Here is a 24,165-nt window from a genome sequence, read left to right as displayed (position 1 = left end):
CCGTTCCGTGGGGCGCCACCGCCGCGCGCCGCGGGCGGCGGTGCGGTCACAACCGCACGGTCTTCACCGCGAACTGGCACAGCGCCGTGAAGTAGGGCCGCAGTTCGGTCCGCTCGGCACGGGCCTTCGGCGCGTGCGGCGGCGTGGTCGCACCCAGGTTCCGGCGGGCCTTGCGCACGGCCCGGCCCACCAGGGACGGCCGGCCGGCAGGACCGCCCGCGGCGGCGGAGCCGGTGGTGAGGACGGGCCGCGGGAAGGTGAACACATCGATCGGCTTGAGCACGTCGGAGGCCAGCTTCGCCAGGGCCACCCGGGGCGCCCCGGCCTCAGGGCGGACCCAGAGGTCCCAGATGACCTCCTTGTCCTCCTGGCCGGTGTGCTCGCGCGCCAGGGTCTCGCAGTCGATCACCGCCGCGATCGTGCCGTCCCCGGCGTCCTGCACGGGGAAGGTGAGCAGGCGCTTCTTGTCGCGCCGGTGTACGGCCTCCACGACCGCGCCCGCGCCCAGCACCGCCCCCCACAGTTCCGCCCGCAGCGTGATGGCCCGCTCGTCCACCCGGACGGGGCCCACCTCGGCGTGCACCTCGCGCAGCGCGCTGCGCACCCGCAGCCGGCCGTCGTCGTGCCGGTAGGGCAGCAGCAGCGCCAGCGAGTGGCGGTACGGCCGGGGCAGGTCCACGGTGAGCAGGTCACGGGTGTCACAGCCGTAGCCGTCGGTGCTCAGCGGCACCTCCGCGCCCGAAGGGGCGGCCAGGAGCGTGTGCCAGGTGCCGTGGGAGAGGCCGAAGTCCCAGGGGATGAGGGCCTCGCCGGCGGCGGACAGGGCGAAACGGTGTTCCTCGACGTCCTTGCCGTCCTTGCGCAGCACCAGCTCGGCGCCCCCGGCCGCCTCGGGCAGCGGGCCGACACCGATGTGCACGCTGCCCTTGTCGTCGACCCGGGCGGTGGCCTGCCGGGGCAGCGCCCTGCGGGCGAACGCCTGCCCGAGGACGGCCTCGAAGCGTTCGCGGCTGGCCGTCTCCTGGAAGCGCTCGGCGTTGCGCACCGCGTTCCCGGACATCGTGCGCCGCAGTTCGTCGTCCTGGACCAGCCGCAGGATCGCCCGGGCCATCTCGTCCACGTCGCCGCGCGGGACGATCAGGCCGTCCTCCCCGTGGGTGAGGATGTTGCGCGGGCCGTGGTCGGCGTCCGTGCTGACGACGGGCAGCCCGGCCGCCATCGCCTCCACGACGACGTTGCCGAACGCCTCCCGCTTGGAGGGCAGCACGAAGACCGAGCCCTTGCCGAACTCGGGCGTGACCGGGGCGGCGAGGCCCATCAGCAGGATGCTGTTGGACAGCCCCAGTTCCTCGATGCGAGCGCGCAGCTTGGACTTCTCGGCGCCGTTCCCGTAGATGCGCAGGGTCCAGTCGGGCGCCTGGGCGTGGACCTGGGCGAACGCGTCGACGAGGAGCGCGTGGTTCTTGTTGTCGGTGAGGTGGCCGGCGGAGATCACGACCTTGTTGGTGCCCTTGGAACGGATGGGTGCGGCGGGCACGCAGTTGGGCATCACCGCGAGCCGGTCCCGCACCCCGGGCACCTGCCGGCCGATGCTCTCGACCTCCTCGGGCGTGAGTGCCGTCAGCGCGTCCAGGGCCAGATAGGCCGGGAAGAGCCGCTCCTTGATGTCCGTGGCGTAGATGGACGGCATCGAGTGCTCCTGGGTGACCTTGAGGTAGGTCCCCGGCGCCTGCGCGAGCATGATGGTGTTGCGCGGGCTGGAGCTGACCACGACGTCGGCGTCCGTGTCGGCGAGGTACTGCAGCAGCCGGAGTTCGGCGAGCCGGCTGACGACCGGCTTCTTCGCGCCGGCGTTGAGCGGGTAGAACAGCGGGAACTTGTCCACGAGCGGGTCGTCCACGTCGGACACCGGCGAGTGCGGGCGCAGATCGGTCAGCACCCTCACCGACACCTTGGGGTCGAGCGGGAAGTAGGACTCGTCGCGCACCTTGCGGAGCGCCACGATCTCCACCTGGTGCCGTTCGGCCAGCGCTCCGGCGAGATTCTGGGTCGCGCTCACCACGCCCCCCATGTGGCAGAGGTCACGCACCAGAAATGCGATCTTCAATGTGAAATCCCCACTCAGGGCGCCGCGTGCCGACGCCGTCCTCGGACGTGGTCCGCCCGCTCGGCGGGCAGTGCGCCGCTCGCGGAAGGGACCCTGGGCGTTAGACGGCGGTGGGCAGCAAAGAGTTGTTCATCAGATGGTCACGATTTGAACACATGGATGGGGTCTGCGTGAACAATCGGCTTCGTCCGGGTGGGCGGTCTCACACCAGGTGGACACCCTGAACGTGCGAGGCGCCGTCGGGGCGTCCAGGGCGTGTTGCGAAACGCGCCCTAACGCCTGCTCCGCAGCCGCCGTCCGACGGCGGCCAGCACCCTTGAGGGCGTGTAGCGGCTGCGCCTCGTATACGGTCGGGTCGCCGACTGCGCCTTCGGTTTCGGGTCGGGCCGGGGGACCAGCGTGGTCAGGGCGGTGAGCTCCTCGACGAGCGCCTGCGAGATCAGCAGACAGCGCAGCCGGGAGAGCGGCGGCAGCTGCGCGACGAGTTCCTGCGGGAAGTACTCGCGCAGCAGGCTCCCGGCCAGCTTCACATGCAGGCCGCGGACCTCCTCGGGCAGCTCGGCGAACCGCCCGTCGAAGCGGCCGAGGAGCTCCAGGGTGAGCCAGCGGTACAGCAGTTTGTTGCGCTTGCCGCCCGGCGGGACGTGCGCCGCCACGACGTCCAGTACCTCGCGCAGGTTGTCGTAGAAGGGGGCCGGGTCCGGGACCTGATGGGTCAGGTGCGGGAAGTCGTCGCGCCGTACCAGGTAGTAGCAGTCGTAGTCGGCCACGACGGAGATCGACCGGGCTAGCAGGTAGGCGGGCACGACGAAGACCTGCTCCTCCGCCAGCCGGAGGCCTTCCGCGAACCGCAGCCCGTGTTCCATGACCATCGAGCGCCGGAACAGCTTGTGCGCGGTGAGCGACCAGACGGCCTTGGAGGTGAAGACGTCGCCGCCTTCCACGTTCTGCCGGAAGGGCGTGACCGGGGCCTTGCGCCCGACGCCCTTGATCTTGCCGAGCACCACGTCCGAGCCGTTGCGCTCGGCGGCGGCCACCATGCGTTCCAGTGCCTCGGCACCGAGGTGGTCATCGGGATCCGCGAAGAACAGGAACTCTCCCCCGGCCCGGTCGATGGCCAGGTTGCGGGGGCCGCCCGGCGCCCCGGAGTTCTCCTGGTGCACCACCCGGACCCGGTCGGGGTGACGCTCCGCCCACTCGTCCAGCAGCGCGGCGCTGCCGTCGGTGGAGCCGTCGTCCACCGCGATGACCTCGATGCGGTCGAACCCGAGCGTCTGGCCGGCGACGGATCGGAGACACTCCTCCAGGTACAAGACCGCGTTGTGGACCGGGATGATCACCGAGACCGTGGGACATGCCGAGGGCGCGGGGCCCATGTGTTTCCCCCCATGGAACAGCCTTCACAAGAAAGGTGAAGAGCGACGACCCGTCGCTCCGCACCTTGTTGTTGGGACCATGCTATGCGGCTCGTGAGACCGTTCCGTTGCGCCCGCGCGACAGTCACCGCAAAGTGCTGTAACAGCCGGATGCCCCTGCCGGGGTACTAGGGCGTGTTGCGAAAGTGGCGTCGTCCGCCCGAAGGGCGGGGCCCGCGGCGTCTGGTGCGGTGCATCGCAAGGCGGAGGGTCGTCCGCGTACTGGGCGTACGCGGGCGATCCCGACAACGCGGCGAGGCGCCGTGCCAGGCGTCGCGGGGCAGACGGGACTTTCGCAACACGCCCTAGTCCCAGTCGAACCCGTCGGATTCGTGCTGGGTCTCGTCCCGTTCCGCCTGCCGGTCCCGGCGGCGTTGCGCGGCCGGGCGGGGTGCTTCGAGGCGGTGGTCCTCACCGCGGCGGCCGAGCATCTCGGCGCCCGCCATGATCGAGGGCTCCCAGTCGAAGACGACCGCGTTCTCCTCGGGACCGATGGCGACGCCGTCACCCGCATGGGCGCCCGCCTTCATCAACTCCTCCTCGACACCGAGGCGGTTGAGGCGGTCGGCGAGGTAGCCCACCGCCTCGTCGTTGTTGAAGTCCGTCTGGCGGACCCAGCGTTCGGGCTTCTCGCCGCGTACCCTGAACAGCCCGTCGTCCTCGCGCGTCACCGTGAAGCCGGCGTCGTCGACGGCCTTGGGCCGGATGACGATCCGCGTGGCCTCCTCCTTCGGCCTGGCGGCGCGTGCCTTCGCGACCAGCTCGGCGACCGCGTACGACAGTTCCTTGAGTCCGATGTGGGCCACCGCGGACACCTCGAAGACGCGGTAGCCGCGTGCCTCCAGGTCGGGCCGGACCATCTCGGCCAGGTCCTTGCCGTCCGGCACGTCGACCTTGTTCAGGACGACGATCCGCGGACGGCTGTCGAGCCCGCCGTACTGCCGCAGCTCCTCCTCGATGACGTCGAGGTCGGACACCGGGTCCCGGTCGGATTCCAGGGTGGCGGTGTCCAGGACGTGCACGAGGACGCTGCACCGCTCCACGTGCCGCAGGAACTCCAGGCCCAGGCCCTTGCCCTGGCTGGCGCCCGGGATCAGCCCGGGCACGTCGGCGATGGTGTACACCACCGAGCCGGCCGTCACCACGCCCAGGTTCGGTACGAGGGTCGTGAACGGGTAGTCCGCGATCTTCGGCTTCGCCGCGCTCAGTACGGAGATCAGCGACGACTTGCCGGCGCTCGGGTACCCGACCAGCGCCACATCGGCGACGGTCTTCAGCTCCAGGACGATGTCCTGCACGTCCCCCGGCTCGCCGAGGAGCGCGAACCCGGGTGCCTTGCGCCGTGCGGAGGCCAGCGCCGCGTTGCCGAGCCCGCCCCGGCCGCCCTGGGCGGCGACGTACGACGTGCCGTGGCCGACGAGGTCGGCGAGCACACGGCCGGCCCTGTCCAGAACGACGGTGCCGTCCGGCACCGTCAGGACCAGGTCCTCGCCGTCCTTGCCGGAGCGGTGGCCGCCCTCTCCGGGCTTGCCGTTGGTGGCCTTGCGGTGCGGTGAGTGGTGGTAGTCGAGCAGCGTGGTGACGGACTGGTCGACGGTGAGGATCACATCACCGCCGTGCCCGCCGTTGCCGCCGTCCGGGCCGCCCAGCGGCTTGAACTTCTCGCGATGCACGGAGGCACAGCCGTGGCCTCCGTTACCCGCGGCGACATGCAGTTCGACGCGGTCCACGAAGGTGGTCATGGTGAGGTGCCTCCAGCGCTCGAAGTCCGTGCGGCTCTGTCCGCCGCGTCGGACGCTTGTCTGCGTAACACGCGAAAGGCGGACCCGCCTTCCCAGCCGGGAAGTGAGGTCCGCCTCGCGAGGATTCGGTCAGGCGACCGGAACGACGTTCACGACCTTGCGGCCGCGGTGGGTACCGAACTCCACCGCACCGGCCTGCAGAGCGAACAGCGTGTCGTCGCCGCCACGGCCCACGCCCGCCCCCGGGTGGAAGTGGGTGCCGCGCTGACGGACCAGGATCTCACCCGCGTTGACGACCTGACCGCCGAAGCGCTTCACGCCCAGCCGCTGGGCGTTGGAGTCGCGGCCGTTCCGGGTGGACGATGCGCCCTTCTTGTGTGCCATCTGTTCTCAGTCCCTTACTTCGCAGCCGTGGGGATCGCCGTGACCTTGATCGCCGTGTACTGCTGGCGGTGGCCCTGACGACGGCGGTAGCCGGTCTTGTTCTTGTAGCGCAGAATGTCGATCTTCTGGCCCTTGTGGTGGTCCACGACCTCGGCCTGGACCTTGATACCGGCCAGCACCCACGGGTCGCTGGTCACGGCGTCGCCGTCGACAACGAGCAGGGTCGAGAGCTCGACCGTGTCGCCAACCTTGGCGGTGGAAATCTTGTCAACCTCAACGATGTCGCCGACAGCAACCTTGTGCTGGCGACCACCGCTGCGCACGATGGCGTACACGCGGATCTCTCCATCTCTCGCTCGGAACGAAGCCCCTGACGCCAGCCGCTCACACGGGCCCGCAGGACCCGATGCATCCACGAGGACGAGCGGCCTCCCCCGTCCCGACCGGCCGTGACGGCCACCGGGGCGGGAGGTGAGGTGCTCAGGGGTTGGCGTACATGGAACACGCCGACGGTCAAGATTACGGGGCCCGCCCCGCAGGGGTCAAACCGGGCCCCTGCTCATCCGGTGACCGGGGCGACCGCGGCGACGTAGTCCGTGTACGCCTCCTTGATCCCCGTGGGCGACAGCGCGAGGTGCTCCAGGATCGTGTAACGGCCGGGCCGGGTCTCCGGCGCGAACTCCACGGCCCGGACGAACTCGTCGTCGGTGAACCCGATCTCCTGCGCCACCACCGGCAGACCGTGCCGGTGCAGCGTCTCGGCCGTCAGCCGGGAACCGTCGTGATCACCACGCAGGTGCATGGCGAACGCCGCGCCGAGCCCGACCTGCTCCCCGTGGCTGGCCGCCCGCTTGGGATACAGCAGGTCGAGCGCGTGGCTGATCTCGTGACAGGCGCCGGACGAGGGACGGGTGTGCCCGGCGATCGACATGGCGATGCCCGACAGCACCAGGCCCTCGGAGAGCACGGTCAGGAATCCGTCGTCACCGCAGCCGCCCGGGTGCCGCAGCACGGCCTCGCCCGCCTGGCGGGCCATCGCCGCGGCGAGCCCGTCGACCTTCTCACCGTTGACGCGGTGGGACAGCTCCCAGTCCGCGACCGCGGAGATGTTGGACACGGCGTCGCCGACACCCGAGCGCACGAAGCGGATCGGCGCCTCCCGTATCACCGCGAGGTCGACGAGCAGCGCGATGGGTGTCGGCACACCGTAGGACCCGCGACCCGCGTCGTTGTCCAGGATGGACACCGGCGAGCAGATACCGTCGTGGGAGAGGTTGGTGGCCACGGCGACCATGGGCAGGCCGATGCGCGCCGCGGAGTACTTCGCGCAGTCGATGACCTTGCCGCCGCCCAGGCCCACCACCGCGTCGTACCGGCCGGACTTCATCTCGTCGGCCAGCCGGACCGCGTCGTCGAGGGTGCCGCCGCCGACCTCGTACCAGGTGGCGCCGGGCAGCGAGGGGGCGAGCCGCTCGCGCAGCCGGGCCCCGGAGCCGCCGCTGACCGCGACGGCGAGCCGGCCGGAGTGCGAGATGCGCTGGTCGGCGAGCACGGAGGCCAGGTCCTCCAGGGCACCGGGGCGGATGTCGACGACGACCGGCGAGGGGATCAGCCGCGTCAGTACCGGCATGCGATCTCCCGACCCCGGGCCAGGTCGTCGTGGTTGTCGATCTCGACCCACGGAATGTCGCCGATCGGCGCCACGTCGATCGTGAAGCCGCGGTCGACCAGCTCCTGGTAGCCGTCCTCGTAGTAGAGCTGGGGGTCCCGCTCGAAGGTGGCCCGCAGGGCGTCGGCGAGGTCGGCGGCGGCGTCGCCCTCGATGAGGGTGACGCCGATGTACTCGCCGGTCGCCTCGGACGGCTCCATCAGCTTGGTGATCCTCCGGACACCCTTGCCGGGGTCCACGACGACCTTCATCTCCTCGTCGGCGAGATCCTTCACCGTGTCGAGGGCGAGGATGATCCTCCTGCCGTCGCCGCGGGCGGCCAGCAGCGTCTTCTCCACGGAGACCGGGTGCACCGTGTCCCCGTTGGCCAGGATCACGCCCTCCTCGAGCACGTCACGGCCGCACCACAGGGAGTAGGCGTTGTTCCACTCCTCGGCCTTGTCGTTGTCGATGAGGGTGAGCTTGAGGCCGTACTTCCGTTCGAGGGCCGCCTTGCGCTCGTACACGGCCTCCTTGCGGTAGCCGACGATGACCGCGGCCTCGGTCAGACCCACCTCGGCGAAGTTGCCGAGCGTGAGGTCGAGCACGGTCACGGCGTCCGGCCCGTCCTCCGGGCCCACCGGCACCAGCGCCTTGGGCAGGGTGTCGGTGTAGGGACGCAGACGCCGTCCGGCGCCGGCCGCCAACACGAGGCCTATCATCGCGGTTCTCTCCTTACCTTCCGCATTCCGCCGAGGCTGCGGGGAAGGGCACCCCGGCGTCACAGCTGTCAGTCGGGCGCGGCCCGTCGCACGGTGCCGCGATCCCGTCGGACGCCGAGTGGTCCTGCCCGCTTCGGGCAGGACCACTCGGCGTCCGCGATCGGGTCAGCCCTCGCCGGCGGAGGCCGAGACGGACGGCGCCGTCTGCTGCGCCGCCGCCGTCTTCTTCGAGGCCGCCTTCGCCGCCTTCTTGACGGTCGTCTTCTTCGCGGCCGTCTTCTTGGCCGCGGTCTTCTTGGCGACGGCCTTCTTGGCGACGGTCTTCTTGGCCGCGGCCTTCTTCGCCGTGGCCTTCTTGGCCGTCTTGCGCGCCGCCTTCTTGGCGGGCGCCGGCACCTCCGGCTCGGCCTCGGCCTCGGTCGCGGCCTCGGTCACGGCCTCAGCCTCGGCTCCGGCGGGGGCCTCCGTCTCTCCCGCCGACGGGACGACCACGACGGCCGCCTCCTCGGACGAGGTGGGCGCGGTGGCCTTGCGCACGGCACGGCGACGCGGACGGGCCGGAGCGGCGCTCTCGGCGGGCGCCTCGGCCGGTTCGGCGGCCTCCTCGGCACCGGCCCGCGGCGCGGCCTCGGCGGGTTCCGCCTCGGCCCGCGGCTCGGGCTCGGGCTCGGGCTCGGGCTCGGTGACGGTCACCACGACCTCCTCGGCCGTGCTCGGCGAACCGGCCGGAGCCGACACCTTGCGGGTGGCGCGGCGGCGCGTACGGCCCTTGGGAGCGGCTTCCTCCTCGGCCGGAGCGGGCGCCTCGGCGACCGGCTCCTCGGCGACGGGCTTCTCGAGGACCGGCTCCTCGGCCGCCACCGGCTCCGGCTCTGCGGCCGCCACCGGCTCCGGTTCCGCGGCCGGCGCCGGCTTCGGCGCACGCTCGTCGGTACGGGACTTCGGGGCCCGCTCCTCGGTCCGAGGCGCGCCCGCCGGAGCCGACGCCCGCCGGCTCGTCCGGCGGCGCGCACGGCCGCGGGAGGCGGCGGCCTCCGCCTCGGCGACGCTGCTGTACAGCTCCTCGTCCGGCGCGAACGCCTCCGCCGCGGCTGGCTCGGGCAGTGCGACGGCCGCCGCGGCCGCGGGAACCGCCTCGGCCTCCTCGGCGGGCACCTCGGCCTCCGTGACCGCCGCCTCACGCGTCTCGGGCTCCTGCTCGGCACCACCCCGGCCGCGCTTCTTGCGCTTGCCGCCGGCGGCCGGCGGGGCGGCCTGGTCCATGTGCACGATCAGGCCGCGGCCGTTGCAGTGGACGCAGGTCTCGGAGAAGGACTCCAGCAGGCCCTGTCCGACGCGCTTGCGCGTCATCTGCACGAGCCCCAGCGAGGTCACCTCGGCGACCTGGTGCTTGGTGCGGTCCCGGCCCAGGCACTCCAGCAGGCGCCGCAGCACCAGGTCCCGGTTGGACTCCAGCACCATGTCGATGAAGTCGATGACGATGATGCCGCCGAGGTCGCGCAGCCGCAGCTGACGCACGATCTCCTCGGCCGCCTCCAGGTTGTTCCTGGTGACGGTCTCCTCGAGGTTGCCGCCCTGGCCGGTGAACTTGCCGGTGTTGACGTCGATGACGACCATCGCCTCGGTCCGGTCGATCACCAGCGAACCCCCGCTGGGCAGCCAGACCTTGCGGTCCAGCGCCTTGGCGAGCTGCTCGTCGATCCGGTGGGTGGCGAAGACGTCGACCTCGCTGGTCCACCTCTGCAGGCGTTCGGCGAGATCGGGCGCGACGTGCGAGACATAGCCGTGGATGGTTCCCCACGCCTCGTCGCCGCTGACGATGACCTTGGAGAAGTCCTCGTTGAAGATGTCGCGCACGACCCGGACGGTCATGTCCGGCTCGCCGTACAGCAGCGTCGGCGCGCCGCCGTTCTTCGACTTCTTCTGGATCTCCTCCCACTGGGCCTGCAGCCGCTCGACGTCCCGGCGCAGCTCCTCCTCGCTCGCGCCCTCGGCGGCGGTGCGCACGATGACGCCCGCGTCCTCGGGGACGATCTTCTTGAGGATGGTCTTCAGCCGGGCCCGCTCGGTGTCGGGCAGCTTGCGGCTGATGCCGGTCATCGAGCCCTCGGGCACGTACACCAGGTAGCGGCCGGGCAGGGAGACCTGGCTGGTCAGCCGGGCGCCCTTGTGTCCGATCGGGTCCTTGGTGACCTGGACGAGGACCGACTGCCCGGACTTCAGCGCGGACTCGATGCGCCGCGGTCCGCCCCCGAAGCCCAGCGCCTCGAAGTTGACCTCACCCGCGTACAGGACGGCGTTGCGGCCCTTGCCGATGTCGATGAAGGCGGCCTCCATCGACGGCAGGACGTTCTGCACCTTGCCCAAGTAGACGTTGCCGACGTACGAGGTCGACTGCTCCTTGTTGACGTAGTGCTCCACGAGCACACCGTCCTCGAGCACGCCGATCTGCGTACGGTCGCCGTTCTGCCGGACCACCATGACGCGCTCGACGGCCTCGCGGCGGGCGAGGAACTCGGCCTCCGTGATGATCGGCACCCGGCGGCGGCCCTGCTCGCGACCCTCGCGGCGGCGCTGCTTCTTGGCCTCCAGGCGCGTCGAACCCTTGATGGACTGCACCTCGTCGCTGGGGTGCTCCTCCTTCTTGCGGGGCTCGCGGATCTTGACGACCGTGCGCTCGGGCTCGTCGGCGGCCAGCTCGCCGCCGGCCTCCTCACCGGCCCGGCGGCGGCGCCGCCGGCGGCGACGGCTGCCGGCCGTGGTGGCGTAGGAACCCGGCTCCTCGCCGCGCTCCTCCTCGGCCTCCTCGATGTCCTCCTCCACCTGCTCGGCGGTGTCCTCGGCGTCCTGGGCGGCCTGTTCGGCGGCGAGTTCCTCGCCCTCCGCGCCCTCGGCGGCCTCACCACGACGGCGGCGACGGCCGCCGCGGCGACGGCGGCGCCGCGCGCCGGACTCCTCGCCTTCCTCGCCCTCGGCGGCCTCCTCGGGCTCTTCGGCCTCCTCCACCTCTTCGGTGGTCTCGGGCGCGGGCGCCGCGGCCTCCTCCTCGCCCCGGCGGCGACGACGGCGGCGCGGGGCGGCGGCCTCCTCGGCCTCCTCGGCCGCCTCCGGCTCCTCGGGCTCCTCGGGCGTCGCGGCCTCTGCGGCGGCGGCAGCGGCGGCCCGCTCCGGGGTCTGGAACATGGGCTCGGCGAACACCGGCGCCTGGAACACGGCGACGGTGGGCCGTGCGGGCCGCTGCGCGGCCTCGGCCGTCTCCTCGGCGGCGGGCTGCGCGGGCTCCGCGAAGCCGCCGGCGGCCTTGCGGACGGCGCGACGGCGGGTGCGACGCGGGGCGGCCTCCTCGGCCGCCGGCTCCGCCTCGGCGGCGGGGGCCTCGGCACCGGCCGGGGGGACGGCCTCGGTGACGGGAGTCTCGGCCTCGGCGGCAGGAGCCTCGGCGACGGCGGCCTCCTCGGCCCCGGTCTCCTCCGCGGCGGGCGCGGGCACCCGGCGGGCGGCCCGGCGACGGGTGCGGCGGGGGGCCTCCTCCTCGGCGGCGGCTTCCACGGCGGCGGGGGCTTCCACGGCGGCGGGGGCTTCCACGGCGGCGGGCGCCGACTCGGCGGCCTCGCTCACCGGCGCCTCCTCGGCCTCCGCGGCGACGGGCTGGGTCTCGACGGCCCCGGGGGGCTCGGTGGCCTCGGCAGTCGTCGGGGCTCCGGCGGGCGAGGCGGCACGGCGCGTGGTCCGACGACGTGTGCGCCGCGGGGCCTCCTCCTCGGCGACCGGCTCGGCCGTCTCCGCAGCCTCGGCGGCGGGCGCCTCGGCAGCCTCGCCACCCGCCGGCACCACGACCTCCACGGCCTCCGCAGCCACCGGCGCACCGGCAGGCGCAGACGCACGCCGCGTCGCACGACGACGCGCACGAGGCGCAACCGCCTCCTCCTCGGCAACCGGCTCAGCCACCTCAGCAGCGGCAGGCGCCTCGGCAGCCTCGGAAACGGCGGCCTCGGCCTCCGCCTCCGTCTCCTGAATCTCTTCGGTCCCGGTGATCTCGGCGTCCTCGACGGCCTCCGCGGCCGGTATGGCCGGCGCGGCCGGGGTCACCACCTCGCCCGCCGCGGTGTCGGCCGACGGCGGGCCCGCCGGGCGCGACGCGGCGCGACGCCGGCGGCGCGGGGGCAGGGTGTCACTGGGGGTGTGGTTTTCGGAACCCTCGATGGGTTCGGTCGGTTCGAGCATGCGGGCGTTTCTCCCGTCAGGCTCCCGGGCGCCGCGCCCGGTCCGGCATCGCCGGTGACGTCCGCGGCTCGCGCGTCGCGCGGTGCCGCCGTCCGGGGCGCGGGCGCCGCACGGGAGCTCTCTGTGTCCTGTCTCGCCGGTTCCGTACGCCATGTACGCACGGCCTGGCGAAAGTCTTGTGGTGGGTGCGCTGCCCGACCCAGGTGGCTCCCGAGTACGAGGGCGGCGCTACGACGTCCGTCCCTACGCGGGACCGCCTTACTCCGGCGCCGTCGCGGCGGCGGATGCGGCGGCCACGGGTGGCTCGGTCGCCGCTGCCTCGCGGTCGGGCGCGAGCGGGTCGGTCACCGTGCCGGTCTCTTCATCGAGCAGCCCCTGCGCCAGCCTGGTCACCGCTGCGGGGACCGGCGGCGCCAGGTCGGCCACGGCGCGGAGACCGGACAGGACGTCGTCGGGTCGTACGGCAGGCGTCACGTGCCGAACAACCAGCCGCAGTATCGCACAGGGCTGGTCGGTCGGCCCATCATGGTGCGCTACCAGGCTGACGACCGCGGCGCGGGCGTCGAACGTGCGCATGCCGTTCTTGGTCAGTCGCTGCACGTCGACGGTCCCGGCCGCGTTGAAGGCCGCCACCGCGCGCTCGGCGTCCGCGGGCACCACGCCGTTCAGGCGCAGCTCCCACACCGACGCCTCGAGCCGGTCGGCGAGCCCGGAGGTGCGGGTCTCGACCGCCTCGACGACGTCGAGCCCGGCGGGCAGCGACTCGTCGAGGAGCTCGCGCAGCATGTCCGGGTCACGCGCCTCGGTGAGCGCGATCTCCAGGTACTCCGCCTCACTGCCCGTGCCGGTGGGTGCGGCATTGGCGTACGACACCTTCGGATGCGGCGTGAACCCGGCCGAGTACGCCATCGGCACCTCGGCCCGGCGCAGCGCACGTTCGAAGGCGCGCTGGAAGTCACGGTGGCTGGTGAACCGGAGGCGGCCGCGCTTGGTGTAGCGCAGTCGGATGCGCTGCACCGCGGGTGCGGGCGGCGGGCCTTCGGGCTGTCGCTTGCCCAGTGTCGTTCAGTCCTTCGTGAGAGCGGTCGTACTGCTACCAAGAGTACGTGTCCCGGCGGCCTTCGGTTCCCGCCGGGAGACCGGCTGCGGCTCAGGGTCGGTACCGAAGAGCAGGCGGCGGGTCTCGGCCCGGGCCTGCCGCACGGTCTCGCGCGCGGTGGCCAGCGCCTGCCGCGCGGCCCGGCCGGCGCTGCGCGCGGCCTCCGCGGCGGGCCGCAGCACCAGGTCGCGGACGACGTGCCCGACAGGCGTCAGGACCGTCCGGTACACCCACCGCACCGGTTCCACGAAGATCCACCGGAAGAGGGTGCCGAGGAAACGGCCCACGGCGAGCGAGAGGTGCCCGGCGACGCGCCACGCGTGGCCGAGCGCGGCGCCGATCTCGCGTCCGACGACCGCGAGGACACGTCCCACCGGGGTGAGGACCCACCGCCAGAGGGCGAGCGCGGGCAGCACGAGCAGGACGCGCACCAGCCGTCCGAGACCGGTCCCTATGCCGGTGAGGAGCGCGCGCCCGAGCCACAGGAGAGCGCCGGCGAGCCGGCCGATGCCGTGTCCCAGAGGGGTCAGCACATGGCGGTACAACCACACCGCCGGAAGGACGGCCAGGTACCGCGCGAGCCAGGCCCCCACCGCCCGGGCCCCGGCCCCCGCCGCGGCCAGGGCGTGACCGATTCCCGTGAGCAGCCACGTCAGGGCATGACCCAGGGGCGTCAGCACGCGCGCGTACAGCCAGGCGATGCCGTGCCCCAGGGGCGTCAGCGCACGGCGGTACAGCCACCGGCCCGGGACGACGACGAGGACCCGGCCGAGCCGGGCGAGGCCCCTGCCGAGCGGAACGAGGGCGTGGCGCCACAGCGTCACCCACGGCCACACGAGCACCGCCCACGCCACCCACAGCAGGGCGCGGCCCGCCGGCCGCAGCACGGTGTCCCGCAGGAACCGCCCGCCGACGGCCAGCACGTCCCACACCATGCGCACCGGCACGACCAGGACGAGCACGACCATCCGCACCGGCAGGCGGACGGCGACGGTGAGACACCCCTCGGCGTGCCGCGGCGGCGGCTTCTCGGGCTCCATACCGGCACAGACGCCTCAGCGCCCCGTACGGATGCGGTGCCACGGCGTCCGTCGCCCCGCTCCCCGCTCCCTGCTCCCCGCTCCCTGCTCCCTGCTCCCTGCTCCCTGCTCCCGACGCGGTGTCTGTTTTCGGCCACTGATGCGGAGGTGGCTGATCCGTATAGGGTGCCTGCGCACCAGGCAAGGGGAAGGAAGACCGCCTTGACCACGATCCAGCACAGCCGGGCAGGACGACGGCAGGCCATGCGCCGCATCCGACCGCGGCGTTCCCCCGCGATACCCCTGCTCCTGCTCGCCTGGGCCGGCGCGGCCGGCGTCCTGTGGCTGTGGTGGCGTGACACCCCTGCCGTCGCCGCGACCACCGCCGACCGGCTCACCCACGCGGGCCGGATGACCGGACTCCTCGCCGGCTACGTCATCGCCCTGACCGTCGCGCAGATGGCACGCGTCCCCGCCCTGGAGCGCCGGGTGGGCTCCGACCGGGTGGCCCGCTGGCACGCGATGAGCGGCCGCTACGCGCTCCTCCTGACCCTCGCCCACGTCGTACTGACGCTGTACGGGTACGCGCTCCAGGGCCACACGGGCATCGTGCCGCAGACGGTCTCCGTCGTGACCGGCTACCCGGAGATGGTCAAGGCGACGGCCGGCACCCTGCTCCTCCTGCTCGTCGGCTTCGTCTCCGTCGGCGCCGTACGGCGCCGCATGCGCTACGAGACCTGGTACTACCTGCACCTGCTCACCTACGGCGCGGTCTACCTCGCCTTCTGGCACCAACTGGCCACCGGCGGCGACTTCGTGGACAACGCCACCGCCCGCACGGCCTGGTACGCCCTGTACCTCACGGTCGGCGCCCTGGCCCTCTGGTACCGGGTGCTGGTCCCGGTACGGCTCAACCTGCGTCACCGGCTGCGGGTCGAGGCGGTGACGCAGGAGGCGCCGGACGTGGTCTCCGTACTGATCCGGGGCAGACGGCTGCACCGGATGGGCGCGGAGGCAGGGCAGTTCTTCCGCTGGCGGTTCCTGACGAAGGGCCTGCGCTGGACCGCGAACCCGTACTCGCTGTCGGCGCCGCCCCGCCCGGACCTGCTGCGCATCACCGTGAAGGCGGCCGGCGGGCACAGCCGGGCGCTCGCGAGGCTGCGGCCCGGGACACGGGTGTGGGCGGAGGGCCCCTACGGGGCGATGACGGCCGCGCGCCGCAGCCGCGGCAAGGTGCTGCTGCTGGCCGGCGGCGCGGGCATCACCCCGCTGCGGGCCCTGTTCGAGACCCTGCCCGGAAGGCCCGGCGACCTGACGCTGCTCTACCGGGCGCGCACGGCGGAAGACCTCGCGCTGCGGGCCGAGTTGGAAGAGATCGCGGACGCCCGCGGCGCCCGACTGCTGTACGCGGTCAACAGGGAGGACGGCAGGCGCCCCGCCATCACCGCGAAGCTGCTGCGCAGGATCCTGCCGGACATCGCCCAGCACGACGTGTACGTCTGCGGGCCGCCCGGCCTGGCCGACGAGTCGTACGCGGCGCTGCGCGACGCGGGCGTCCCGGACCGCCGCATCCACCACGAGTCCTTCGAGTTCTGAGCCCCGGAAGTCCCCCGTGACCGATGTCGCTGTGACGCGAGCGGCCGAGAGAACGCTGTGAGAACCATGAGAAAGAGCCATCCGCTGCGGCAGATGGTGCTGGCCGGCGCCATCACCGTCTCCACCGTCGTGCTGCTGCTGACGCTCAAGCCCCACACGGATCCGGCGCTCGCACAGAGCGGCGCCACGCCCACGGACCAGGTCACGGTCGCCGCCGCCCCGTCGACGTCCTCGTCCTTGTCCTCTTCTCCGTCCCCGTCCACCTCGCCGTCGAAGGCGGCCGCGAAGCACACGACGTCCTCCCCCACGCCGTCGGCGCCGCACTCGACGACGGCCGCACCGGCGAGGACCAGCAGCACCCCGTCCGCCCCGAAGACCACCTCGGCCGCGCCCACGACCCGCAGCGTCACCGGCAGCACGGTCCAGACGAAGTACGGGCCGGTCCAGGTACGCATCACCCTCACCGGCGGCAGGATCACCGGGGCAACAGCCGTCCAGTCCCCCTCGTCGCCGGCACGCAGCCAGGAGATCTCCTCCATGGCGGTCCCCAAGCTGAACCAGGAGACCCTGGCGGCGCAGAGCGCGAACATCGACTCCGTCTCCGGCGCCAGCTACACCAGCCAGGGCTACAAGCAGTCCCTGCAGAGCGCCCTCGACCGGGCCGGCGTCTGATCCTGCGCCGCGCCGACCGCGCCGCGCAGGTCCGCCCCTATGATGCGCAGACATCCAGACCGGCCGGGAGAGACCGTTGCAGGCGTTCACACTCACGTACGTTCCGGAGCCCGGAGATCTGGTGGAAGCCTGTGCCAGGTCGCCCCACCTACGGCGGTCACGGAACCGGGCCGTACGCAACGCGGTTTCGAGCCTGCTGGTCATGGCGCTGTTCGGAGCGATCGAGATCGCCGCCCCGGGAAAGGCGCCCGTCGCCGTCCTGGTCCTGGTCCTGTCCGCGGGACTGCTGGTGAGGTACATCCGAACCGTGGTGCTGCTCTCCACCCAGTGGGGTATGCGCCGCGCGGCGGAGAAGGTGGGGAAGGCGCACCAGGTGCACAAGGCGACGGTCGCCGGGGACGGACTGACCGTGCGCGTGGACAAGAAGGCGTGCTCCTACGACTGGGAGGCGTTCGGCGGGTTCGTGGAGACGGAGCGCCAGTTCATCCTGTGGGATCCCTCGGGTGAGCCGGTCTGCTCCCTGCCCAAACGGGGCTTCGCGGATCCGTCACTGGTGCCGGTCTGCGGCCGGCTGATCGCGGAGCGTCTGACGGCCGCCTGACCGTCGTGGCGCTCGGGAGGCACGCTCCGGCGCCTGCCGCCCCACCCGGCGCCGCCGCGGCGCCCACCGAGGGCACCGGCAGCAACTTCCCACCGGTCCGGTCCGTCCCACCTGGATACGGCTGTCCACGGCAGGGCCGAACACCTGTCGACGAGACAAAGGGACTGAGCAGGCCGCTCGCGCATCGTCGGCCTCTTGTCGCCTGCCACTCGGCGGTCTCGCCGTTGATCACCTCCAACCGCCTCGCATTGACCAAGATCAGCGCCTCTGCCGTACCGTTCCCTTCTGCACGCGCTCAAGGGGAGGGAAGTTGAGCAAGAAAATACCGCGAAGATGCGCAGCCGGTGCGGCTGTTGTGGCGCTGACCATCGGACTGACCGCCTGCGGGGGCGGGGAGGACAAGAGCACGGAGAAGGTCGATGCCCCGGCCGCTCCCGGCGTTGAGCAGGCCGCGCGAGTGCTTACACAGGACGAACTGGACGGGGCTGTTGTGGACGCCCACGACCTGCCTGGGCTCAGCGTCGAAAAAGTCGGAGGAGGCGCGGGCAGCATGGGTGAGGGTGGTGTCCACGCCCGGAACGGCACCGACACGCATCCGGCCGCATGCGCGCCGATCAGTGCCGCCCTGGCCGGGGCCAGCCGCTACGAGCCGGTCGGCAGCGTGCAACGCATCGCCGGCAGGAAGGGTGGCAGCTCCGTCCTCACCCTGGTGTCCTACCAGGCGGCAGACGCCACACGAGTCATCGACGACCTGCGCACTGCACTGAAAGCCTGCACGGCGTTCAGGGCGGGATGGACGCAGGCCACGTACAAGAACCTGGAGGTCGCAGGTGATCCTTCCCTGGGCGAGGAGAGCATGTCCTTCCGGCTCACGATGGTCATGGAGGCCGGCAAGAACCCTCTCGAGGTTCCCATGAGCGTCGTCATCATCCGCTGCGGTTCCACGGTGGCGCTCTTCAAGAGGGACTCAGAGCCCGGCACGTCCGCAACGGTGCCCTCCGATCTCGTCAACGCCCAGTCGAAGGCGCTCGACGCCGCCGTCCGCACTCGATAGGCGCAGCACCAGGAGCATCTGCCCCTCAGACGAACTTCAGCCGAACCACTTCCTGTGGCCCTCCCCAGACAGTTCTGGCAGCAGTTGGCTGCCCGGGGTCGTGAGCCCCCTTCCCTTCCGAAGGGGGCTCCCCTGTGCGAGGCCGTGGACCCCAGACCCGATGCGGAGGCCCCGGCAGGGGCCAACGCAACTGCCCTCCGCCTCGTTGCCCCCCGCCAAGGCATCGATCATCCGAGCAGTGCCTTATTCAAGCCGGCACCCGTTTCAACTGGCCGAAGCCGACTCCTTGACCGTCAGCGGCAGCAACTTCTTGCCGGTCGGCCTCACTTGAATGTTACTGTCCATCGCAGACATACAGAAAAACGCCCAAAACTTTGCCACGCTGGCCGACATGAGGAAACGAGGACAGCGGCGGCCCGCGGCAGAGCGGGCGGCCTACAACGTGGAAGCCGAGTGGACGGAAACCGACCTTGCCCTGCTGGAGGAGCTGAAGCGGGCCGAGGCCCTGCTTCCCGAGGACGCTCCCCGGGCGCTCCTGTCGATCCGCTTATCCGTACTGACGGACGACACGACGTCGCCGGTACGGCAGGAGCTCGATCTCCGCATCCTGGCCAGGGAACGAGGCAGCCGAGTCATCGGCGTCGCTTCCGACCTGAACGTGTCGGCGACGAAGGTTCCGCCGTGGAAGCGGAAGGAACTCGGCGACTGGCTGAACAACCGCTCCCCCGAGTTCGACGAGCTCCTGTTCTGGAAGCTCGATCGCTTCGTACGTCGTCTCTCCGACCTCTCGACGATGATCGACTGGAGTCTGAAGCGGGGGAAGAACCTGATCTCGAAGAACGACAGTCTTGACCTCACGACGACCGCCGGGAAGACCATGGTCACGATCATCGGCGGTATCGCCGAGATCGAAGCGGCGAACACCTCCACCCGCGTCACGAGTCTGTGGGACTACGCGAAGTCCCAGGAAGACTGGATCATCGGGAAGCCGACGTACGGCTACGTCACGGACGAGGACGATACGGGGAAGGTCGTTCTCGCCATCGATCCCGAGGCGTACAAGGCACTGTACTGGGCTCGGGACATGGCGCTTCGAGGACTCTCAGCCAGTTTCATGGTGCGCTGCCTGAAGCGGTCCGGCCTCATGAGCCAGGGCCTCACCGTGGTGACGCTGCTCCGCCGGCTCCGCAACCCCGCGCTCCTCGGCTACCGCGTGGAAGAGGACAAGAACGGAGGACAACGGCGCTCGAAGCCGGTCCTTGGCAAGGACGGCCGACCGATCAAGGTCGCGCCCGCCATCTTCACGGAAGAGGAGTTCGAAACCCTCGGCGCCGCTCTCGACACACGCAAGAAGAACCAGCCCCCGCGCCGTGTCGGCGGAGTGACCCAATTCCTCGGCGTTCTCCTGTGCGCCGACTGCAAGACGAACATGACCGTGCAGATCACGAACAACACCTATGGGAGCTACCGGTACCTGCGGTGCCGCAACTGCAAGAGCGGCGGACTTGGGGCGCCCCACCCCGAGCAGGTCTACGAGCGCCTGGTGGAGGACGTTCTCAAGGTTCTCGGAGACTTCCCCGTCCAGGTTCGCCAGTACGCTGAGGGCGCCGAGGCGCGGAGGGAGATCAAGCGCCTCCAGGAGTCCATCGCGCTCTACATGAAGGAACTGGAACCCGGGGGCCGGTACACGAAGACGCGGTTCACGAAGGAGCAGGCAGAGACGACGCTGGACAAGCTCATCGGTGAGCTGGAAGCGATCGACCCCGAGACGGCGAAGGACCGATGGGTCAACGTCCACGGCGGGAAGACGTTCCTTGAGCACTGGCAGGAAGGCGGCATGGAGGCCATGTCCGCAGACCTGTACCGGGTCGGAATCCGCTGCGAGGTCACCCGCACGAAGGTGCCGAGGGTCCGGGCCCCGAAAGTGCACCTTCGCTTGCTGATCCCGAAGGACGTACGCGAACGGCTCGTGATCCGGGAAGACGACTTCGAGCAAGCCTTCTGATCCCAGGCCGTACAAGAACGAAGCCGCCTTCCCTTCACACGGGGAAGCGGCTTCACGTCTCACTCGAACGATGTAGTGGCGTCGAACGGTCCTTCCGTGCCGCCCTCATCCACGATCACGATCTCGGCCTCCGCCTCCCCACCGCCGGGCATCAGCGCTGAGCCGTCGGCACTCCGCGAGGTCTTCGGCGACTCCGGCTGTGGTAAGGGCCGCGCCGGGAGTGTGGCCGGGGTGTTGAAGCGTCCATGGGCTCGGTCGGGGACAGTTACGACAGCGCCCTCGTGGAGAACCTGTGGGTGATCATCAAGACGGAGTGCATCCGTGGCCGCGCCTTTGCCACCCGGGCAGAGGCGAATCTCGCCCTGTTCGAGTACATCGACGGCTTCTACAACTCCGGGCGCATCCAGAAGCGGCTCGGCTACCTCAGCCCGATCGAGTCCGAGAAGAAGCACTACGCAGACCAGGCAACGGCCGAACGAACGGACCTGAAACCCCGTCAACCCACCCTCACCAGTTGATCAGCGCCTCCCGCACGCCGGGGGAACCTCAGGTGCGGACCGTGGTCCACGGCGGCGGGTAGCGTGTGGCCTACGGAGCCCGCCCGACTGCTTCCCCTGACAGGAATGCGGACGGGCGGGCGCCTTGTTGCCCCCGTCCGGCGATGGTCGGGTTAGGGTCTGTTCGAACGAAACTGGGGGATGATGGAACAGTGGCCTGAGGGGCCTGCCGCTGACCCGGAGGCGGCCCGGGAGCGCTATGCCTCTGCTATGCGGGCGTCACGCAGGGCTCTGCGAGAAGTGATCAGGGCCGACCTGCCTGCCGCGCACTTCGGCCTTGGAATCGTCATCGTGGCAAGTGTGGTCGTGGGCCTGTTCGCGGGGGCGACTGCTGGAGCCCTCGTGGCTGGATTCTTCGCCGCTCTGTTCCTTGCCGCGCTGGCGGGCATGCTCCTTCGGGGCATCAGAGGGATGGACGCAGGTCGCCGGGCCTATCTCTTCACCTTCGGCTGGGCAAACTGGGTCTAAGCTGCCCAGGGCCTTCGGTATAGGCCTGGACGGCCCGCAGGATCGTCTCCCACGTGCCGTCCGTTGGGTTCGAGCCGAGTTCCCTCCTAGGCCGCGGCGGCCTTGCGCTTGGCGGTGGTGCTGGCGAGGCGGAAGGACTGGGTACCGGTTTTGATGATGTGGGCCTCGAAGGTGAGCCGGTCCCCTCTCTGCCAGGTGCTGCTGTACCTTGCGTAGTCTTCGTAACTCGGACTCAGTCGGGGTGAGCGGCGCGCCTGGACCGATGGCCACCGCAGCCACTTGTAGATCCACTTCCAGGTTCCACGAGGGCGATGTACTGGGGCTTTGCTCCGGAAAAAAAGCATCGAGCCGTCGACGAGAAAAGTAGATCATTTCGTTGAAGCGCACCCTGCCCCCTGACCTCGAGCTTGGTGTTCATGGTGCAGGGAGCGGTGAAGAGCTGCATGCCTTTGCGGCGGAACCGGCCGTGAGGGTGCTCACTTCTCAAGGCTCGCTCAACTGGTCACCCAGCGGACCCAGCCGGGCGTACGCCATCAAACCCACTCCACCTCGGAGATGATCTGCGAGCCGCCCCGCGGGCGCGGCAGCGGCGTGCGAGGCAAGGCTGCCGGCGCCGGCGGGCGCGACCGAGGAGCGGCGATCTCAGAAAGCACGACCGCCACCTCCTCCTCTCTCGCCCCCGCCAGCGCCTCCATCAGCCGATCGAGTGGCTCGGTCACGTCAGTGCTCGTGACCACTCACAGCGGGCGCCTGACCAGCGTTCTTGACCGTCAGCGGCAGCAACTTCTGGCCGGTCGGGCCTACTTGTACCCAAGTATCCATCTGCGGGCACACGCCACAATCGAAGCACGGCGTCCACCGGCAGTCCTCGACCTCCGTCTCGTCGAGGGCGTCCTGCCAGTCCTCCCACAGCCAGTCCTTGTCGAGACCGGAGTCGAGGTGGTCCCAGGGGAGGACCTCCTCGTAGGCGCGCTCGCGGGTCGTGTACCAGTCGACGTCCACGCCCTGCGGGGCCAGCGCCTTCTGCGCGCAGGTCATCCAGCGGTCGTAGGAGAAGTGCTCGCGCCAGCCGTCGAAGCGGCCGCCGTCGTCGTAGACCGCGCGGATGACCGCGCCGATGCGGCGGTCGCCGCGCGACAGCAGGCCCTCGACGATGCCCGGCTTGCCGTCGTGGTAGCGGAAGCCGATCGAGCGGCCGTACTTCTTGTCGCCGCGGATCTTGTCACGGAGCTTCTCCAGGCGGGCGTCCGTCTCCTCCGCGGAGAGCTGGGGCGCCCACTGGAAGGGGGTGTGGGGCTTGGGGACGAAGCCGCCGATCGACACCGTGCAGCGGATGTCGTTGGAGCCGGACACCTCGCGGCCCTTCTGGATGACGCGCGTCGCCATGTCGGCGATCTGCAGCACGTCCTCGTCCGTCTCCGTCGGCAGGCCGCACATGAAGTACAGCTTCACCTGGCGCCAGCCGTTGCCGTAGGCCGTCGCCACGGTCCTGATCAGGTCGTCCTCCGAGACCATCTTGTTGATGACCCTGCGGATGCGTTCGGAGCCGCCCTCGGGGGCGAAGGTGAGACCCGAGCGCCGGCCGTTGCGGGTCAGCTCGTTGGCCAGGTCGATGTTGAAGGCGTCCACGCGGGTGGACGGGAGCGATAGGCCGATCTTGTCGTCCTCGTAGCGGTCCGCCAGGCCCTTGGCGACATCGGTGATCTCCGAGTGGTCCGCGGAGGACAGCGACAGCAGGCCCACTTCCTCGAAGCCGGTCGCCCGCAGGCCCTTGTCCACCATCTCTCCGATGCCGGTGATCGAGCGCTCGCGCACGGGGCGCGTGATCATGCCGGCCTGGCAGAAGCGGCAGCCCCGCGTGCAGCCGCGGAAGATCTCGACGGACATGCGCTCGTGGACCGTCTCGGCCAGGGGGACCAGCGGCTGCTTGGGGTAGGGCCACTCGTCCAGGTCCATCACGGTGTGCTTGGACACGCGCCAGGGCACGCCCGACCTGTTGGGGACGACGCGGCCGATGCGGCCGTCCGGGAGGTACTCCACGTCGTAGAACGCCGGGACGTACACCCCGCCGGTGCGGGCCAGGCGGAACAGCAGTTCGTCGCGGCCGCCCGGGCGTCCCTCCGTCTTCCACGCGCGGATGATCCCGGTGACCTCCAGTACCGCCTGCTCGCCGTCGCCGATGATCGCGCAGTCGATGAAGTCGGCGATCGGCTCGGGGTTGAAGGCCGCGTGCCCGCCGGCCATCACGATCGGGTCGTCCGGCCCGCGGTCCCTGGCCTCCAGGGGGATCCCGGCGAGGTCCAGCGCGGTCAGCATGTTCGTGTAGCCGAGCTCGGTGGAGAAGCTCAGGCCCAAGACGTCGAAGGCCCGCACCGGGCGGTGGCTGTCCACGGTGAACTGCGGGACGCCGTGCCGCCGCATCAGCGCCTCCAGGTCCGGCCACACGCTGTAGGTGCGCTCGGCCAGGACGCCCTCCTGCTCGTTGAGGACCTCGTAGAGGATCATGACGCCCTGGTTCGGCAGCCCGACCTCGTAGGCGTCGGGATACATGAGCGCCCAGCGGACGTCACAGGCGTCCCACGGCTTGGCCGTGGAGTTGAGCTCTCCGCCGACGTACTGGATCGGCTTCTGCACATGCGGCAGCAGGGCTTCGAGCTGCGGGAACACCGACTCGGCGGCTTCGGCAGGCATCTCGCGACTTTCGTGAGCTGGACGGGGGACTGAAAGGGAGGACCATCAAGCCTAACGCGATCGCGGGTGCCGCTCGGACGCCCGAACGGCCGGCGGCCGGCGGCCGGCGGGCGCGGACTGGCGGACCGGCGGGTGCGGCCCGGCGGGTGCGGACCGGCGGG

At 71.0% G+C, this 24,165-nt stretch carries 16 protein-coding genes and 1 pseudogene; 6 read left to right on the top strand and 11 right to left on the bottom strand.

What is annotated here, in order from left to right; translation table 11 throughout:
• Nucleotides 1–46: 46 nt before the first annotated feature.
• From ACFYMU_RS26065 to ACFYMU_RS26020, 10 genes are all read right to left on the bottom strand, one after another.
• Nucleotides 47–2,059 carry a glycosyltransferase gene (locus tag ACFYMU_RS26065; RefSeq protein WP_388377732.1) on the bottom strand — a complete coding sequence of 671 codons (2,013 nt, stop codon included), beginning with the start codon at nucleotides 2,057–2,059 and terminating at the stop codon, nucleotides 47–49.
• Between the two features lie 320 nt (nucleotides 2,060–2,379).
• Complete coding sequence (locus ACFYMU_RS26060; RefSeq protein WP_388377729.1) at nucleotides 2,380–3,483, bottom strand: glycosyltransferase family 2 protein; 1,104 nt, start codon at nucleotides 3,481–3,483, stop codon at nucleotides 2,380–2,382.
• A gap of 344 nt (nucleotides 3,484–3,827) precedes the next feature.
• Nucleotides 3,828–5,264, bottom strand: a complete 1,437-nt coding sequence (obgE, locus tag ACFYMU_RS26055; protein WP_388377726.1) for a GTPase ObgE — start codon at nucleotides 5,262–5,264, stop codon at nucleotides 3,828–3,830.
• A gap of 129 nt (nucleotides 5,265–5,393) precedes the next feature.
• The gene (gene rpmA, locus ACFYMU_RS26050; protein WP_055703572.1) at nucleotides 5,394–5,648 is read right to left on the bottom strand and encodes a 50S ribosomal protein L27; all 255 of its coding nucleotides are present in this window, start codon (nucleotides 5,646–5,648) and stop codon (nucleotides 5,394–5,396) included.
• Nucleotides 5,649–5,662: 14 nt separating this feature from the next.
• Nucleotides 5,663–5,983, bottom strand: coding sequence for a 50S ribosomal protein L21 (gene rplU / locus ACFYMU_RS26045; RefSeq protein WP_071367434.1), 321 nt, complete (start codon nucleotides 5,981–5,983; stop codon nucleotides 5,663–5,665).
• Nucleotides 5,984–6,207: 224 nt separating this feature from the next.
• Nucleotides 6,208–7,278, bottom strand: a complete 1,071-nt coding sequence (locus ACFYMU_RS26040) for an iron-containing alcohol dehydrogenase family protein (RefSeq protein ID WP_388377723.1) — start codon at nucleotides 7,276–7,278, stop codon at nucleotides 6,208–6,210.
• Nucleotides 7,266–8,018, bottom strand: a complete 753-nt coding sequence (locus tag ACFYMU_RS26035; RefSeq protein ID WP_388377720.1) for a sugar phosphate nucleotidyltransferase — start codon at nucleotides 8,016–8,018, stop codon at nucleotides 7,266–7,268. Before ACFYMU_RS26035 ends, ACFYMU_RS26040 begins: the two co-directional genes overlap by 13 nt.
• A gap of 165 nt (nucleotides 8,019–8,183) precedes the next feature.
• The gene (locus ACFYMU_RS26030; protein WP_388377717.1) at nucleotides 8,184–12,242 is read right to left on the bottom strand and encodes a ribonuclease E/G; all 4,059 of its coding nucleotides are present in this window, start codon (nucleotides 12,240–12,242) and stop codon (nucleotides 8,184–8,186) included.
• Nucleotides 12,243–12,500: 258 nt separating this feature from the next.
• Nucleotides 12,501–13,259, bottom strand: coding sequence for a TIGR03936 family radical SAM-associated protein (locus ACFYMU_RS26025; RefSeq protein ID WP_388377714.1), 759 nt, complete (start codon nucleotides 13,257–13,259; stop codon nucleotides 12,501–12,503).
• Between the two features lie 48 nt (nucleotides 13,260–13,307).
• Nucleotides 13,308–14,381 carry a hypothetical protein gene (locus tag ACFYMU_RS26020; RefSeq protein WP_388377711.1) on the bottom strand — a complete coding sequence of 358 codons (1,074 nt, stop codon included), beginning with the start codon at nucleotides 14,379–14,381 and terminating at the stop codon, nucleotides 13,308–13,310.
• 243 nt (nucleotides 14,382–14,624) lie between these two features.
• Between ACFYMU_RS26020 and ACFYMU_RS26015 the strand changes: the two genes are divergently transcribed.
• The 6 genes and pseudogenes from ACFYMU_RS26015 to ACFYMU_RS25990 form a co-directional block, all read left to right on the top strand.
• On the top strand, nucleotides 14,625–15,956 hold the full coding sequence (locus tag ACFYMU_RS26015; protein ID WP_388378006.1) for a ferric reductase-like transmembrane domain-containing protein: 1,332 nt from the start codon (nucleotides 14,625–14,627) through the stop codon (nucleotides 15,954–15,956).
• A 66-nt stretch (nucleotides 15,957–16,022) separates the two neighbouring features.
• Entirely contained in the window at nucleotides 16,023–16,628 is a 606-nt protein-coding gene (locus ACFYMU_RS26010) for an FMN-binding protein (protein WP_388377708.1), read from the top strand.
• Between the two features lie 202 nt (nucleotides 16,629–16,830).
• Nucleotides 16,831–17,229: a hypothetical protein gene (locus ACFYMU_RS26005; protein WP_388377705.1), complete on the top strand. Its 399-nt coding sequence runs from the start codon at nucleotides 16,831–16,833 to the stop codon at nucleotides 17,227–17,229.
• Nucleotides 17,230–17,539: 310 nt separating this feature from the next.
• Nucleotides 17,540–18,283: a hypothetical protein gene (locus ACFYMU_RS26000; RefSeq protein ID WP_388377702.1), complete on the top strand. Its 744-nt coding sequence runs from the start codon at nucleotides 17,540–17,542 to the stop codon at nucleotides 18,281–18,283.
• Between the two features lie 442 nt (nucleotides 18,284–18,725).
• Nucleotides 18,726–20,288, top strand: coding sequence for a recombinase family protein (locus ACFYMU_RS25995; RefSeq protein WP_388378003.1), 1,563 nt, complete (start codon nucleotides 18,726–18,728; stop codon nucleotides 20,286–20,288).
• 239 nt (nucleotides 20,289–20,527) lie between these two features.
• Nucleotides 20,528–20,806 (top strand): annotated as a pseudogene (locus ACFYMU_RS25990) (IS3 family transposase); the annotation flags it as partial.
• A gap of 1,227 nt (nucleotides 20,807–22,033) precedes the next feature.
• Here ACFYMU_RS25990 and ACFYMU_RS25985 read toward each other — a convergent pair.
• A complete protein-coding gene (locus tag ACFYMU_RS25985) occupies nucleotides 22,034–24,004 on the bottom strand; it encodes a TIGR03960 family B12-binding radical SAM protein (protein WP_388377699.1) in 1,971 nt (656 codons plus the stop codon).
• Between the last annotated feature and the right edge of the window lie 161 nt (nucleotides 24,005–24,165).

The organism is Streptomyces sp. NPDC007264 (assembly GCF_042869095.1).
In the GTDB taxonomy this organism is placed as follows: Bacteria; Actinomycetota; Actinomycetes; order Streptomycetales; family Streptomycetaceae; genus Streptomyces.
The sequence above is the reverse complement of the archived record's forward strand: the minus strand, read 5'-3'. Positions and strand labels throughout refer to the sequence as shown.